Origin of the sequence: Paraburkholderia gardini, from assembly GCF_907164545.1 — a bacterium.
GTDB classification, from domain to species: Bacteria; Pseudomonadota; Gammaproteobacteria; order Burkholderiales; family Burkholderiaceae; genus Paraburkholderia; species Paraburkholderia gardini.
Genome location: NZ_CAJQZB010000001.1, coordinates 386483 through 402414, shown reverse-complemented (window position 1 = coordinate 402414; position 15932 = coordinate 386483). Strand labels below are relative to the sequence as shown.

General features: G+C 64.4%; 13 protein-coding genes. 8 read left to right on the top strand and 5 right to left on the bottom strand.

Going from position 1 to position 15932, the window contains the following annotated elements; translation table 11 throughout:
• The 4 genes from LPA37_RS01740 to LPA37_RS01725 form a co-directional block, all read right to left on the bottom strand.
• Positions 1 to 1287, bottom strand: coding sequence for an MFS transporter (locus LPA37_RS01740; RefSeq protein WP_229011171.1), 1287 nt, complete (start codon positions 1285 to 1287; stop codon positions 1 to 3).
• Positions 1288 to 1344: 57 nt separating this feature from the next.
• A complete protein-coding gene (locus tag LPA37_RS01735; RefSeq protein ID WP_228976276.1) occupies positions 1345 to 2346 on the bottom strand; it encodes a sugar kinase in 1002 nt (333 codons plus the stop codon).
• Between the two features lie 92 nt (positions 2347 to 2438).
• The gene (locus LPA37_RS01730; RefSeq protein WP_229011169.1) at positions 2439 to 3203 is read right to left on the bottom strand and encodes a sugar phosphate isomerase/epimerase; all 765 of its coding nucleotides are present in this window, start codon (positions 3201 to 3203) and stop codon (positions 2439 to 2441) included.
• A gap of 171 nt (positions 3204 to 3374) precedes the next feature.
• Positions 3375 to 4280 (bottom strand): LysR family transcriptional regulator, encoded by a 906-nt coding sequence (locus LPA37_RS01725; protein ID WP_229011167.1) that lies wholly within the window; start codon positions 4278 to 4280, stop codon positions 3375 to 3377.
• 117 nt (positions 4281 to 4397) lie between these two features.
• Between LPA37_RS01725 and LPA37_RS01720 the strand changes: the two genes are divergently transcribed.
• From LPA37_RS01720 to LPA37_RS01695, 6 genes are all read left to right on the top strand, one after another.
• On the top strand, positions 4398 to 5492 hold the full coding sequence (locus LPA37_RS01720; protein WP_228976281.1) for a YeiH family protein: 1095 nt from the start codon (positions 4398 to 4400) through the stop codon (positions 5490 to 5492).
• 231 nt (positions 5493 to 5723) lie between these two features.
• A complete protein-coding gene (locus LPA37_RS01715; RefSeq protein WP_228976283.1) occupies positions 5724 to 6455 on the top strand; it encodes a glutathione S-transferase in 732 nt (243 codons plus the stop codon).
• 76 nt (positions 6456 to 6531) lie between these two features.
• Positions 6532 to 8265 (top strand): ClcB-like voltage-gated chloride channel protein, encoded by a 1734-nt coding sequence (locus LPA37_RS01710; protein WP_228976285.1) that lies wholly within the window; start codon positions 6532 to 6534, stop codon positions 8263 to 8265.
• A 149-nt stretch (positions 8266 to 8414) separates the two neighbouring features.
• On the top strand, positions 8415 to 9752 hold the full coding sequence (locus LPA37_RS01705; protein WP_228976288.1) for a C45 family autoproteolytic acyltransferase/hydolase: 1338 nt from the start codon (positions 8415 to 8417) through the stop codon (positions 9750 to 9752).
• Positions 9753 to 10065: 313 nt separating this feature from the next.
• Positions 10066 to 10347: a hypothetical protein gene (locus LPA37_RS01700; RefSeq protein ID WP_228976289.1), complete on the top strand. Its 282-nt coding sequence runs from the start codon at positions 10066 to 10068 to the stop codon at positions 10345 to 10347.
• A 117-nt stretch (positions 10348 to 10464) separates the two neighbouring features.
• The gene (locus tag LPA37_RS01695) at positions 10465 to 10695 is read left to right on the top strand and encodes a DUF2795 domain-containing protein (protein ID WP_228976291.1); all 231 of its coding nucleotides are present in this window, start codon (positions 10465 to 10467) and stop codon (positions 10693 to 10695) included.
• A 72-nt stretch (positions 10696 to 10767) separates the two neighbouring features.
• Here the strand turns inward: LPA37_RS01695 and LPA37_RS01690 are convergent, their stop codons facing one another.
• Complete coding sequence (locus LPA37_RS01690; RefSeq protein ID WP_229011165.1) at positions 10768 to 11397, bottom strand: TetR/AcrR family transcriptional regulator; 630 nt, start codon at positions 11395 to 11397, stop codon at positions 10768 to 10770.
• Positions 11398 to 11658: 261 nt separating this feature from the next.
• Here LPA37_RS01690 and LPA37_RS01685 point away from each other — a divergent pair, with 261 nt between their 5' ends.
• A complete protein-coding gene (locus tag LPA37_RS01685; protein ID WP_228976478.1) occupies positions 11659 to 12765 on the top strand; it encodes an efflux RND transporter periplasmic adaptor subunit in 1107 nt (368 codons plus the stop codon).
• A complete protein-coding gene (locus LPA37_RS01680; protein ID WP_229011163.1) occupies positions 12762 to 15932 on the top strand; it encodes an efflux RND transporter permease subunit in 3171 nt (1056 codons plus the stop codon). The genes LPA37_RS01685 and LPA37_RS01680 overlap by 4 nt, the downstream gene beginning before the upstream one ends.

Genomic DNA, 15932 nt, shown 5'->3' with positions numbered 1-15932 from the left:
TCATTTTCCTTGTAGCGGTGTTGCGAGCTTGCGTACAGATCGCGTGGATTGCGGCTTGACGGCGAGCGTCAGGATCACGGCGGCAATGAGCGCCACGCTCATGAACGCATACGACGCCGCCGGCTTTCCGGTCGCGCCGTTCAGATAGCCGACCACATACGAACCGACGAACGAACCGAGCGCGCCCATGCTGTTGATCAACGCCATCGCGCCACCCGCGACGTTCTTCGGCAGCAGTTCCGGCACGATCGCGAAGAACGGGCCGTACGGCGCGTACATCGCGGCACCCGCGATCACCAGCAGCGCGTACGACATCCAGAAGTGCGTCGAGCCGAGCGCATACGAAGCCGCGAACGCGATCGCGCCGATCAGCAGGAACGGCCACACGAACGCCTTGCGCGCGTTGAGTTTATCCGAAGCCCACGAGGCCGCGAGCATCGCGATCGTCGCGGCCAGATACGGCAGCGCCGACAGCCAGCCGGTTTCGACCATGCCGAACGTCGAGCCGTTCTTCAGGATCGACGGCAGCCACAGCACGAAACCATAGACGCCGATGCTCCAGCAGAAATACTGCGCGCACAGCTTGATCACAGCCGGCGTGCGAAACGCCTCGCTGTAGTTGCGCACCGGTTTGATCGCGGCCTGCTCGGCGCGCAGCGTGTCGTCAAGATCCTTCTTTTCCTGCGGCGAGAGCCACGATACCTGTGCCGGCCTGTCCTGCACGATGAACCACCAGATCACCGCCCAGACGATCGCCGGCACGCCTTCGGCGATGAACATGTGACGCCAGCCGAACGAATGCACGAGATAGCCCGACACCACCGACATCCACAGCACCGTCACCGGATTGCCGAGAATCAGGAACGTGTTGGCGCGCGAGCGTTCGCTCTTGCTGAACCAGTTGCTGATGAAGATGAGCATCGCGGGCATCACGGCGGCTTCGACGATGCCGAGCGCGAAGCGGATCACCATCAGCGACGGAATGTTGCTGACCATGCCGGTGAGCGCGGCGCAGCAACCCCACAGGATCAGGCTCCAGAACACGAGCTTCCTGACGCTGCGCCGTTCGGCGTAGATCGCGCCCGGAATCTGGAAGAAGAAGTAGCCGAGAAAGAACAGCGCGCCGATCAGCGACGACAGCCCCTTGCTGATGCCGAGATCCTGATTGATGCCGGCAGCGGACGCGAAGCCGAAGTTCGCGCGATCGAGATACGCGAGACTGTAGGTGATGAAAACGATCGGCATGATCGTCCACCAGCGGCGGATCGCAAGCGATGAGGTGGTCATGGGTGTCTCCTTGATCCCCGTTGAAATGGATGGGCGTGTCGCGCCTTCGTGCACGTTCTAATGCAGCGTCTGCGACGCCGTGCGTGCGGATTCCCGTGTTGCAGCCAGCAGGCGACCGCTTTCCAGCGCGTCGAGTTCGACGCGCGTGGGCAACCCTTCCGAATCGCCGGTCACCTGAATCGCGAGCCCGCCGATGCGATTGCCGCGCGCGACGGCCTCCGGCATCGTGCGCCCTTCCAGCAGCGCGCTGATGACGCCCACCGCGAAGCCATCGCCCGCGCCCACCGTGTCGACGACGTTCGCCACCGGTTGGGATGCGATCACGCCCGCATCGTCGGCGGTGCGCAGATACGCGCCCTTCGCGCCGAGCTTGATGACGACGCCGCGCGCGCCCTGATCGAGATAGAAGCGCGCGATGTCTTCGGGCTTCGTGTAACCAGTCAGGATCTCGCCTTCGCCGATGCCGGGCAGCACCCAGTCAGCGTGCGCGGCAAGCGCGTTCAGCGTGGCGATCATCGTCTCGCGCGAAGGCCATAGCGTCGGGCGCAGGTTCGGATCGAACGAAATCGTCTTGCCGGCCGCGCGCATTTCCTTTGCCATATGAAAGGCCAGTTCGCGCGACGAATCGGACAGCGCGGGCGCGACACCCGTGAGGTGCAAATGGCGTGCCTGCAGCACGTAGTCGGCCACGTAGTCTTCAACCGATAGATGACTTGCCGCCGAACCCTGGCGGAAATATTCGACGGCCGGATCGCTGCCGTCGTCGTTTTTCGACTTGAGCTGGAAGCCGGTCGGATAGCGCGCGTCGGTCGTGACGCAGCTCGCGTCGATGCCTTCCTTCGCCAGCGTGTCGCGCACGTACTGGCCGAACGAATCGTCGCCGACCCGGCTCATCCAGCCCACCTTGAAACCCAGGCGCGACAGGCCGATCGCGACGTTCAGGTCGGCGCCGGCGATGCGCCGCGTAAAGCAGGAGACGTCGGAGAGTGCGCCGGTTTCGGCCGCGACGAACATCGCCATCGCCTCGCCATAGGTGATGACATCGAGTACCGGTTTCATTGAAAAATATCCTTGCTGTACTGCACGTTCTGACCAAACCACGCGGTGAAGCGCCGGTGCGGCCCTGGGTGAAATTGCGATGCTTTACGACACTATGCGGCCGCAAGCCAGGCGACATAGCGCGAAGCGTCGGCCTGAAGGCTGGCGGTGTCGAATTGAAATTCGATGCCGCGCGGCACGTGGCGCGGCAGAAGCGGCAGGACGGCCGCGCAGACGGGATCGTCGGGGGCGGGCGCGACCGCGAAGCGTCGTGCGCCCTCGCCCGTCACCGCCTTGCAGTGAATGTATTCGACATGTGGCGCGAGCTGCCGCGCGGCTTCGAGCGGCGCTTCGCCGGGCCATTGCCAGTTGCCGATATCGAACGTCATGCCGAGCACATCCGGATAGCCTTCGCGCTCGAGGGCCGCGAACAGCCCGACGAACTGCGCGAGCTGGCCGCCTGCCTTCATCTGCCCGTTTTCGACGACAAGACGGAGGTTCGCGCCGCGCAGGCATCCGGCGATCGCGGCGGCGCGCGCTTCGTGCGCGAAGCCGCCCAGCTGCAGCTTCACGAAGCGTGCGCCGAGCGCCTCGCCTTCGGCGATCGCGAGACGCAGCGCGTCCAGATCGAGCGCGCCTTCGGCGGTGTACAGCGCGTCCGGTGTCGACCAGACCGACCACATGCCGAGTGCGGCGATCGCTTCGCCAAGATCGTTCAGGACGTCTGGCGCGGTGTCTTCTTCGGCGTTGAACAGTTCGCGCCGCACTTCGAAGGCGGACGCGCCGGCCGTTGCCGCCGAACCCAGCCACGCTTGATGGCCGTCACGCCGGATGGCGTCGGCGCCGAATGCGCTCGCTACGATCACGATGTCGGGCATGTCGATTGACCTCTGTTTCCAGCGGTTCCTTGATCATTAACAATGGAACCGGTTCCATAATGGGTTCTGAAAAAAGCGCCTGCGCGCTTCGTTGGAGAAATACTGCGCTTCGCAACTTCCCGGCGCCATAGTGGAAATCCCCTGGAACCGGTTCCGAAGCCCGTGGAACGGTCAGTCGACACCGGAAAGGCACAGCGCCAGGAAGCGCTCCGCGACGCGCGACGGCGCGCTCGCGTGCGGAATCAGGATCGAGAAATGGCGGGTCAGCGGCTCGGGCGCGAGCGAGAAGAGCCGCAGCACGTTGTCGTCGTGGCGCATCGACATCGCCGACACGAAACCGATGCCCATCCCTGCCCGCACGGCCTCCTTGACGCCCTCCACGCCCGCGATCTCCAGCGCGACGCGCATCGGCACCGCAGCGCGCGCGAACGCGCGCTCGACCATCTGCCGCACGCCCGAGCCCGTTTCGCGCAACACGAGCGTGTGCTCGCCGAGTTCGGCGAGCGTCACGTGACGCCCAGCCGCCGGCACGCTCTCGCGCGCTGCCGCGAACGGATGCGTGCGCGGCATGATCGCGACGATCTCGTCTTCACGCCATGGATGGACGGCGGTATCGGGTGGCAGACCGGTGCCGACCGGCCCTTCGACCATCGCGATATCGACCGATGCCAGCGAACCGACGATGTCGGACGTATTGCCGTCGGCCGTATGGATCGAGACTTCGGGATAGCTCCGGTGAAACGCAGCGATCAGATACGGCAGCAGATAGCTCGCCGGCGTCGTGCTGGCGCCGATGCGCAGCGTGCCGCGTTCCATGCCGCGTAGCGCATCGCGATACGCATGCGCCTGCTGCCAGGTGTCGCGCAGCCGGGCCGCATAGCTTGCCAACTGCTCGCCCGCCGGGGTGAGGCGCACGCCGCGCCCGTCCCGCTGATAAAGCGCCTCGCCGAATTCATCCTGCAATTGCCGCAACTGGCCGGACACCGCCGGCTGCGACAGATGCAGCGCAAGCGCCGCCCGGCTGATGTTTCGGTGCTCGGCGACGACAGCGAACGTTATCAGTTGGTCAGGGGTCATGGAGACTAAATATCAGCTAATCCGATATTTTACGTCGCAAATGACGATTTTTCATATCGATATATCTAAATTAGGATTAGGCCATCGCATCGAACCCGTTCATTGACGGCACATCTCATGTCCACGGCCTCCCCCTCCGTTTCCGCTTCAGCGCTGGCCCGCAAGGCGCCATCCACGCGCGGGCAGCTCAACGGCATTCTCTTTGTCGCGCTGTTCGCGGCGGCGGTCACCAGCATTTCGTCGCTGCCGTTCATCGCCGGGCTCGGCATGAGTCCGTTGATCATCGGCATCGTCGCAGGTGCGGTCTACGGCAATGTGCTGCGCGACGGCATGCCGGAAAGCTGGGCTGCAGGCGTCAACTTTTCGGCGCGCAAGCTGTTGCGCATCGCGGTGGCATTCTTCGGGCTGCGCGTGAGTCTTCAGGAAATCGCCCAGGTCGGCCTGCCGGGTCTGGTGGAATCGGTCCTGATCGTCGTCAGCACGCTCGTGATCGGTACATGGGCCGGCATGAAACTGATGAAGCTCGATCGCGACACCGCCATGCTGACCGCCGCCGGCAGCGCGATCTGCGGTGCGGCCGCAGTGCTCGCGTTCGAATCGACCTTGCAGTCGAAGCCGCATCAAAGCGCGATGGCCGTGGGTAGCGTGGTGCTGTTCGGCACGCTCTCGATGTTCCTCTACCCGGTGCTCTACCATGCGGGCTGGCTGCATCTCGATACACGCGGCGTCGGCCTCTTCTTTGGCGGCACGATTCACGAGGTGGCGCAGGTGGTTGGCGCGGCGAGCAACGTCAGCCCGGAAGCGACGCATATCGCGACGATCGTCAAGATGACCCGCGTGATGCTGCTGGTTCCGGTGCTGCTCTCGCTGGGCGTGTGGCTCAACCGGTCGGCACGCGGTACGGCAGCATCGGGCGTAGCCGCCGACGGCACGCCGGCACGCAAGCTCGCGATACCCTGGTTCGCGCTCGGCTTCCTCGCACTCGTGATCGTCAACTCGATGCACGTGCTGCCGCAAGCCGCGACGCACACGCTGAACACGCTCGACACCTTCGCGCTGACGATGGCAATGACCGCCCTCGGCATCGAAACCCGCATCTCGCAGGTCAAACAGGCGGGCCCGCGCGCCCTGACGACCGGACTGATCCTGTATGTCTGGCTGATTGGCGGTGGACTGGGCATTACATGGGCCGTCGAGCGCTTCTTCGGCTGATACGCCCCGCCTCGCCGGTCCGACCGGCAGCCCCGCTTCGTGCGGGGCTTTTTGCGTTTTTGCGCCCGCGAGCGATACGCGTGATACGCGCAGCTTCGTCTGGTTTCGCGCCTGACGCCGTCCACGCACCTCGCCGCGGTTTTTTGTCCGCTGTTCACACAACGCGGCGCGCCGGCGCGGCATACTTTCGGCTCGCGCAGTCGAACTCTCAATCCAGGCGAGGATCGATCGATGGCTTATGAACTCTTTTACTGGGACGGCCTGCAAGGCCGCGGCGAATTCGTGCGGCTGGCACTCGAAGAAGCCGGCGCCCGCTATACCGAAGTGACCCGCGCGCCGGACAGGGACGGCACCGGCGCGATGCTCGACGTGCTCAGGAGCAAAAGCGAACCGCATCCGCCGTTTGCGCCGCCGTTCCTGAAAGACGGCGACCTCGTCGTCGCGCAGACCGCCAACATCCTCATGTATCTCGGTCCGAAACTCGGGCTCGCGCCGAAGGACGAAAACCTGCGCTACGTCGTGAACGGCCTGCAGCTCACGATCGCCGACATGGTCGCCGAAGCGCACGACACGCATCATCCGCTCGCGAGCGGCCTGTATTACGAAGACCAGAAAGACGCCGCCAAAGTGCGTGCGCACGACTTCATCGACAACCGCATTCCGAAGTACATGAAATACTTCGAGCGGGTGCTGAAGCAGAACCCCGATGGCGATGCATATCTTGTCGGCAACGCGTTGACGTACGTCGATCTGTCGATGTTCCAGCTGATCGACGGCCTCCACTACGCGTTTCCGCTTGCGATGAAGCATTTCGGCGAGCACTATCCGCGTCTCGCGGCATTGCACGACGCGGTCATCGCGCGGCCGAAACTCGCCGCGTATCTCGAGTCCGACCGGCGCATCGCGCATAACGAGGCGTGCGTCTTCCGGCATTACCCCGAACTCGACAAGGCCGCGCGTTGAACGCGGCCTTGTCGACGCAACCCGCGATGCCGTGCTGGCACGCGCCGTCCAACCCTGACTCATGCCCGTTTCTTCCGTGCTTTCATTTCTGCTGAAACTGCGCACGCGCGCCCAAAAACTGTTTCGTCTGTCCGACGCTCACACGATGCTCGTGTGGTCGGTGGTCGTCGGCGTGGCCGGCGCGTTTGCGACGGTCGCCTTCCGTGAAGGGATCGCGCTCCTTCAGCGCGCCATTTCCGGCAGCAACGGCGGCATCGTCGACATGGCGCGGCGTCTGCCCTGGACCGTGCGGATCTGGCTGCCCGCCGCGGGCGGCCTGATCGCCGGCTTCTTCCTGCTGGTCGCGCGGCGCGGCGTCGACAAAAAAAGTCATACCGACTACATGGAAGCTGTCGCGATCGGCGACGGCGTCGTGCCGGTGCGCCCGAGCCTGTGGCGCAGCGTGTCGTCGCTCTTCACGATCGCGAGCGGCGGGTCGATCGGACGCGAAGGACCGATGGTGCAGCTCGCGGCGCTCTGCGCGTCGCTGATCGGCCGCTGGGTGCATTTCGACCCGCCGCGTCTGCGATTGCTGGTGGCGTGCGGGGCGGCGGCGGGTATCACGTCCGCCTATAACGCGCCGATCGCCGGCGCGTTTTTCGTGACCGAGATCGTGCTCGGCTCGATCGCGATGGAAAGCTTCGGCCCGGTCGTGGTCGCCTCGGTCGTCGCGAACATCACGATGCGCGAATTCGCGGGCTACAAACCGCCGTACGAAATGCCGGTGTTCCCGCCGGTGACGGGTGTCGAGGTGCTGCTCTTCGTCGCGCTCGGCCTGCTGTGCGGTGCGGCCGCGCCGCAGTTCCTGCGCCTGCTCGGCGTCTCGAAGGCTGCCTTTCGGCGCCTGCCGTTGCCGCTGCCCGTCACGCTCGCGCTCGGCGGTCTCATCGTCGGCATCATCTCCGTGTGGTCGCCGGATGTGTGGGGCAACGGCTATAGCGTCGTGAACTCGATCCTGCATTCGCAGTGGACCTGGACGGCGCTCGTCTTCGTGCTCGTGTTCAAGCTCGTGGCGACCGCGGCGACCGCGGGCTCGGGCGCGGTCGGCGGGATTTTCACGCCGACGCTCTTCGTCGGCGCCGTACTGGGCTCGCTGTTCGGTCAGGGCATGCATGCGCTGTGGCCGCACGGCACGTCGGCGCCGTTCGCGTATGCGATGGTCGGCATGGGGGCGTTCCTCGCGGGCGCCACGCAGGCGCCACTGATGGCGATCCTGATGATCTTCGAGATGACGCTCTCCTACCAGGTCGTGCTGCCGCTGATGCTCTCGTGCGTGGTGGCGTACTTCGTGTCGCGCGCGATCGGCAAGACGTCGATGTACGAGATCACGTTGATGCGCAACCGTGACGAACAGGAACGCATGCGCCTGCGCGCAACGCAGATGCGCGAGCTGATCAAGCCGGCTGAAACCATCGTGCCGCTCAAGGCGACCGTGCATGACATGACGCGTGTGTTCCTCGAATATCCGGTGAAGTATCTGTATGTGATCGACGACGCCGGGTGCTTCCTCGGCGTCGTCGCGCTGAAGGACATCACGTCCGATCTGCTCGACAAACACGACACCTCGACGCGCACCGCCGCGCACTACCTGCAGCCCCATTTCGATGTGCTGACACCCGACATGCCGCTTGGCGACGCGCTGCAGCATTTCATGGCGTTTCAGGGCGAACGGCTGCCGGTGGTCGAGAGCACCGCGTGTCCGACGCTCGCAGGGGTCGTATACAAGACATCGCTGCTCGATGCGTATTTCCGGATGAACCCCACGCGCTGACGCAGGCGTCTCGCACACCCGGTAGCAAAGCGCGGCATATTTTCTAGAATGGAAAAGAGCCGTGCAGCGTGCCGGCCTGCGGTTGTCTTCGGTCGATCGGGCGCGCGCTGCGCGGATAACCGTGAGCGCCATTTCGACCCGGAGCGAAGATGAGCGACCCGTCAGGCGATGCCGTCCGCCGCGATCAGGCCGGCTGGATTTTCCTGCACATCGAGGGCGAGCCGTACGATCGCGGTGAGCAGCACGGCCAGCTCCTCGCGGCCGAGATCCGGCATGCGATCGACACTGCCCGCTACCTCGCGAAGTGGGACACCGGCGAAGACTTCGACACGTTCGTCGATGCCGCCGTGGCGCAGTTCGCGCCGCGCCTCGACACCGAATTCGCCGACGAAATCCAGGGCATCGCCGACGGCGCGAAGCTGCCGTTCGCCGACGTGCTGGCATGGAACGGCTACATGGACCTGCTGCAAAGCTGGTGGCCAACTCACGCGGCGCAACAGCAGCCGCGCCTCGGCCTGAAACCGTGGCGCGGGCGGCGCGGCCATCATTGCAGCGCGTTCATCGCGACCGGCGACGCCACCCGCGACGGCCGCATCGTGATGGCGCACAACTCGTGGGACCGCTACGCCGCCGGCGACGCCTTCAACGTCGTGTTCGACATCGTTCCGGATGCCGGCCACCGGATCCTGATGCAGGGTCTGCCCGGCTGCATCTCGAGCCTGACGGATTTCTGGATCACGTCCGCCGGCCTGATGGTGACCGAAACGACGATCTCCAGCTTCGCGGGCTACAACGCCGCCGGCGCGCCCGAGTTTTACCGCTCACGGCGCGCGACCCAGTATGCGAACAGCATCGGCGAATGGTGCGAGAGGTTCGCGGTCGCGAACAACGGCGGCTACGCGAACAGCTGGCTGCTTGGCGACGTCAAGACGGGCGAGATCGCCCGCTACGAACTTGGCCTGCAGTTTTCCGGCTTCGAAAGCACGAAGAACGGCTTCTATAGCGGCTACAACACCGCGACCGACCTGAAGATCCGCAACCAGGAATGCGTCGGCGAAGGCGACGATTACACCGACGTGCGCAGGAACGGAGCGCGTCGCCTGCGCTTCATGCAACTGGCTGAACAGCATCGCGGCAAGATCGATATCGACGTCGCCAAAGCCATGATCGCCGATCATCACGACGTCTATCTCGACCGCAGCGACAACCCGTGCTCGCGAACGATCTGCGGGCATCTGGAACTCGACGACCAGCGCTTCGGCGGCTCCGACCACGGTCCGTTCAACCCGTGGGGCGCGAACGACGGCAAGGTCGTCGACAGCGAAATGGCGCGCGACATGGCGTTCTGGGCGCGCTGGGGTCACCCGTGCGGCCGGCCGTTCGACGCGCAGGCCTTCATGCAGCGCCATCCGCAATGGAACTGGCTGAACGGATACATGCGCGACCGGCCGTCCTGGCCGTGGACGCAGTTCGACGTGCTGCGCTAGCGCATTGCCCGGCCGGCGCCCAGCCAGTCCGGACCGGTCGCGCAAAACCGGCGCGAAATTCCCGCACCGCAACACGCATTCCGCATGATTGCTCGCAACTGAACGTCAGCCGTTTGCGAAGATTGCAAAAGTCTCCACCGGTTTCGCGCGGTTTTGTCGTTTTTGCTGCGGCGTGTGGGCGAATTGCGTCCTAAGATAGTAAAAGGCGCCCCGTCTTCGCGGTCCGCGCCAGGCGGGTGTCAGGCTGCGGGATACCGCCATGGCACAACGCTTGCTGCAGCCTCTGTGCTGCAAGAGCAAAGGAGCTCGGGCGATGAAAATCTCGACGCTATTGACCATGGTGACGCTGTCGGCCTCGTGTTTCGCCGCGCCGGTTCACACGGCCTATGAAAACCCGGCGGCGGGCGCCGCGGGCGACCCTGACGGTTCCTCCCCGGCGGCGCTTGCGGCAAACGCCGCGCCGGTCGCACCAGCGGCGCCGGATGTGGCCGCGATCGACGGCAGCAAGACGCAGCACTGGGAGTTCATCGCGCTGCCGAAGTCGAAACACCCCGATCGCGGCTTTGTCGCGAAGAACGAGCATCTGCAGACCTGAGCGCCCGTTGCACCGGGTTGCCGCCTGCAAGTGCGGGAAGCGCGGGCTTCAGCATCACGCATCGGGTGCGGCGCCGCGGGTCGGGCACAGGTATTAATTAGAACAAGGACCTCGCGCATGACCGGCATCCCTATTCCCGACGAATCGCTCGATATGCAGATTACCGACATCCTGCAGACCATTTCCTGGCCCGTGAACAAGGACGCGCTCGTTGACGCCGCGCGCGAGGCCGGCGCAAGCAATGAAGTGCTTTCGATGCTCGACGGCCTGCCCGAGCAGGACTACGCCGATGTGAATGCGGTGACGAAACTGATTGGCAGCAACTACGGACCAGGACTCGGAAGCTGAGTAACTCAAGCCTGAGCGCCGCTAACCCGGCAGGCGCTCAGAAGCAGGACGCAAAACGGCGTGGAGGCAAGTTCAGAGCACATCGTCCGCGCTCCTGCCGAACACCACCCGCGCGAAAAACTCCGAGAGCACCGTTTCGACCATGTGATCGGTGATGTGCTGCGGATCGGCCGTATAGAACGACTGCACCCCGTCGCAAAGACCGAAAAGACCGAGCGTCAGCGTTTCAGGCGGCAGCGACAGCGGCGTGCCGGCACGCACCGAAAACTCCTGGATGTACGCCGCCATCTGTTCGCGCTTCTCGCGCATGAACTCGTTGAAATTCGTGCGAAAGCGCGCGTCGCGCGCCGACAGCAGCTTGGCTTCCACCCACAACAGAAAGCACTTGTTGTCGAACGGCAGACGCCGATAGAACGTCAACACGCGCTTTTCCATCCCTTCGCGCGTCGACTCCCCTTCGAAGATGCTCTGCAGATCGGCCTGCATCTGTTCGTGATCGCGCCGCAGCAGTTCCAGGAACACCTCGGGCTTGCTGTGGAAGTTCGAATAGAACGCACCCCGCGTGTAACCCGCTGCGTCGGCGATGTCCTCGACACTCGTCGCGACAAATCCCTTCTTCATGAACATGGCGAGCGCGGCGTCAAGCAGGCGCTCGCGCGTCTGGTCCTTGCTCTGCTCGCGTGTGAGGCGTTTTCGTTTCATCGGCGGAGTCTAGCATCCAGGAGTAATTGATCCAGCTTTGCATTCAGATACACATATGCATTAGAATCCATACCAATATTTGAAGCAAGCGTCCCGCATCTCCTTTTTGATCCGCGTCCGCTGGCCACATCCGCCGCCTGTCGCACCCTGTTTGCTGTCCCTGTTCGCCACGTCAGTCCTGGGGTTATCGTGAATCGTCCTGGCTTTAGCGCGCCGGCTTCGCCGCGCAGGCAGTCCCATCAGCACGCAGGTTTCGCGCCGTTGCGCACTGCTGCGCTCGTCTCCGTATTGAGTGCCGTGACGGTGCTCAGCGCCTGTCACCGCAATGAAGTTGCCGCACCCGCGCCGCGCCCGGTTGTCGCGCAGGCGGTTCATCCGGACGGTCATCCCGTTTCCGCCACGCTGCCCGGCGAAGTGCAGGCGCGTTATTCCACGCCGCTGTCGTTCCGGATCGCGGGCAAGATCATCGAACGGCACGTGCGGCTCGGCGATGTCGTGAAGAGCGGCGAGGTCGTCGCCCGCCTCGACCCGGCCGATGCGCAAAAGAACGCGGCCAGCGCGCAGGCGCAACTCGAAGCCGCGAAGTCGCGTGCGGTCTACGCGAAACAACAGTTCGACCGCGATCGCGCCCAGGCGCGCGAGAACCTCATCTCGCAGGCGCAGCTCGAACAGACTGAAGATGCCTACACGTCGGCCATCGCGCAGCGCGATCAGGCACAGCAACAAACCGCGCTCGCGCAGGACCAGCTGAAGTACGCCACGCTCACGGCCGATCACGCCGGCGTCATCACGGCGGAACAGGCCGATACGGGCCAGAACGTGTCCGCGGGCCAGGCCGTCTATAACCTCGCCTGGACGGGTGACGTCGACGTCGTCTGCGATGTGCCCGAAAGTGCGCTCGCTTCGCTCGCGACCGGTCAGGTTGCGAAGGTCACGTTGTCCGCGCTGCCCGGCCGGACGTTTTCGGCACGCGTGCGCGAACTGTCGCCCGCTGCCGATGCGCAAAGCCGCACGTATCGCGCGAAGCTCACGCTGGAAAACCCCGGTCCCGAAGTGCGCCTTGGCATGACTGCCGACATCGCGCTCACGCAACCCGTGCCGGCGGCGAGTGCGGCAAGTTCCTTCGTCGTACCCGCTACCGCGCTGTTCCACGACGGTAACGCACCCGCGCTGTGGATCGTGCACGCCGGCGACAACAAACTCGAACTGCGTCGCGTGCAGGTCTCGCGCTACAACGAACGCACCATCGCCATTTCGCGGGGATTGAACGACGGCGACCGCGTCGTCCTGCAAGGCGTTCATACCGTGACGGCCGGCGAGCAGGTTCGCGTGATCGCACCGCTGCATCCCGAGGACTTCGCGTCATGACCGCGCCGGATTCGCAGGAAGAAGCGCGTCACGACGCCCCACAACCGGAAGACTACCGTCACGAGGAAGGCCGTTTCAACCTGTCCGCATGGGCATTGCGGCATCAGGCGCTGGTCGTGTTCCTGATCGCGATGGCGACGGCATTCGGCATCCTCGCGTACACGCGGCTCGCGCAGTCGGAAGATCCGCCGTTCACGTTCCGCGTGATGGTGATCCGCACGTTCTGGCCTGGCGCGACCGCGCGCCAGGTGCAGGAGCAGGTGACCGACCGCATCGGCCGCAAGCTGCAGGAGACGCCGCAAATCGATTTCGTGCGCAGCTACTCGCGCCCGGGCGAATCGCTGATGTTCTTCTCGATGAAGGATTCGGCGCCGGTGAAGGACGTGCCGGAAACCTGGTATCAGGTGCGCAAGAAAGTCGGCGACATCGCCGCGACGCTGCCGCCAGGCATTCAGGGGCCGTTCTTCAACGACGAGTTCGGCGACGTCTATACGAACATCTACACGCTCGAAGGCGACGGCTTTTCCGCCGCCCAGCTGCACGACTATGCCGACGAATTACGCACCGTGCTGCTGCGCGTGCCAGGCGTCGGCAAGGTCGATTATTTCGGCGACCCCGACCAGCACATCTACATCGAGATCGCGAACACGCAACTGACGCGCCTCGGTGTCTCGCCGCAGCAACTGGCCCAGGCGATCAACTCGCAGAACGCGGTGTCTCCGGCCGGCACGCTGACCACCGCCGACGACCGCGTCTTCGTGCGACCGACCGGCCAGTTCAAGGACGTCCAGGCGCTCGCCGATACGCTGATTCGCATCAACAACCGCTCGTTCCGGCTTGGCGATATCGCCACGATCAAACGCGGCTACGACGATCCGGTCGCGACGCAGATGCGCTATGGCGGCAAGGCCGTGCTCGGTATCGGCCTGACGATGCAGCCTGGCGGCGATGTGATCCGCCTCGGGAAGGCACTCGACGAAAAAACCGCCATGCTGCGCGCGCATCTGCCGGTAGGGCTGAAGCTCGTCGAAGTATCGAGCATGCCGCACGCGGTCGAACATTCGGTGGACGATTTTCTCGAAGCCGTCGCCGAGGCCATCGGGATCGTGCTGGTGGTGAGCCTGATCTCGCTTGGCGTGCGTACCGGCATGGTGGTCGTGATCTCGATTCCGGTCGTGCTCGCGGTCACCGCGCTGTGCATGTACCTGTTCGGTATCGGTCTGCACAAGGTATCGCTCGGCACGCTCGTGCTTGCGCTCGGCCTGCTCGTCGACGATGCGATCATCGCCGTCGAAATGATGGCAGTGAAGCTCGAACAGGGATGGAACCGCACGCGTGCTGCTGCATACGCCTACACGAGCACGGCGTTTCCGATGCTGACGGGCACGCTCGTCACTGTCTCCGGCTTTCTGCCGATCGCGCTCGCGAAATCGAGCACGGGTGAATACACGCGCTCGATTTTCGAAGTGTCGGCGATTGCGCTGATCGCGTCGTGGCTCGCGGCCGTCGTGCTGATTCCAATGCTCGGCTATCACCTGCTGCCGGAGCGAAAGCGTCAGGCGCACGAAGCGCATGGTCACGAACACGACATTTACGACACGCGTTTCTACCGGCGCCTGCGCGGCTGGATCGGCTGGTGTGTCGAACGGCGCTTCATCGTGCTGATCGTGACGGTGCTGCTCTTTATCGTCGCGATCGCCTCCTTCGCGCTGGTGCCGCAGCAGTTCTTCCCGAGCTCCGACCGGCCGGAGCTGCTCGTCGACGTGCGTCTGCCAGAAGGCGCTTCGTTCGAGGCGACGCTGCGTCAGGCACAACGCCTCGAAAAGGCACTCGAAGGACGGCCCGAAATCGATCACACGGTCGACTTCGTCGGCACGGGTGCGCCGCGCTTTTATCTGCCGCTCGACCAGCAGTTGCCGCAGCCGAATTTCGCGCAGTTCGTGATCACGGCGAAGTCGGTGGAAGACCGCGAGAAACTCGCACGCTGGCTGGAGCCGAAACTGCGCAACGAGTTTCCGGCGATCCGCACGCGCCTGTCGCGGCTCGAAAACGGCCCGCCTGTCGGTTATCCGGTGCAGTTCCGTGTGAGTGGCGACGACATCGCAACCGTGCGCTCGATTGCCGAGCGCGTGGCCGCGACGATGCGCGCCGATCGGCGCACGAGCAACGTCCAGTTCGACTGGGATGAACCGGCCGAGCGTTCAGTGCGCTTCGAAGTGGATCAGAAGAAGGCACGCGAACTCGGCGTCACGTCGGAGGACATTTCGAGCTTCCTCGCGATGACGCTCTCCGGCTACACCGTCACGCAGTATCGCGAGCGCGACAAGCTGATCAGCGTCGACCTGCGCGCGCCGAAGAGCGAACGCGTCGACCCGGCGAACCTTCTCACGCTTTCGATGCCGACGCCGAACGGCGCGGTGCCGCTCGGTACGCTGGGTCATCTGCGTAACGATCTCGAATACGGCGTGATCTGGGAACGCGACCGGCAACCGACGATCACCGTGCAATCCGATGTCGCGCCCGGCGCGCAGGGCATCGACGTCACGAACAGCGTCGACAGGACGCTGTCGCGGATACGGGCCACGCTGCCCGTCGGTTATCGCATCGAGGTGGGCGGTTCGGTGGAAGAAAGCGGCAAGGGCCAGACATCGATCAACGCGCAGATGCCGATCATGGTCATTGCTGTTCTGACGCTGCTGATGATCCAGTTGCAGAGCATCGTGCGCGTGCTGATGGTCGTGCTGACCGCCCCGCTCGGCCTGATCGGCGTGGCCGCGACGCTGCTGCTGTTCGGCAAGCCGTTCGGCTTCGTCGCCATGCTCGGCGTGATCGCGATGTTCGGCATCATCATGCGTAACTCGGTGATTCTCGTCGACCAGATCGAGCAGGATATCGCCGCCGGACACAAGCGTTTCGATGCGATCGTCGGCGCGACCGTGCGACGTTTCCGGCCGATCACGCTGACCGCCGCCGCTGCCGTGCTCGCGCTGATACCGCTGCTTCGTTCGAACTTCTTCGGGCCGATGGCAACCGCGCTGATGGGCGGGATCACGAGCGCCACGGTACTGACGCTCTTCTATCTGCCGGCGCTCTACGCCATGTCGTTCAAAGTGCGCAACGACGAGCGCGAACCGACGCCGCCCTCGCCTGCGCAATCGGGAGTCTGA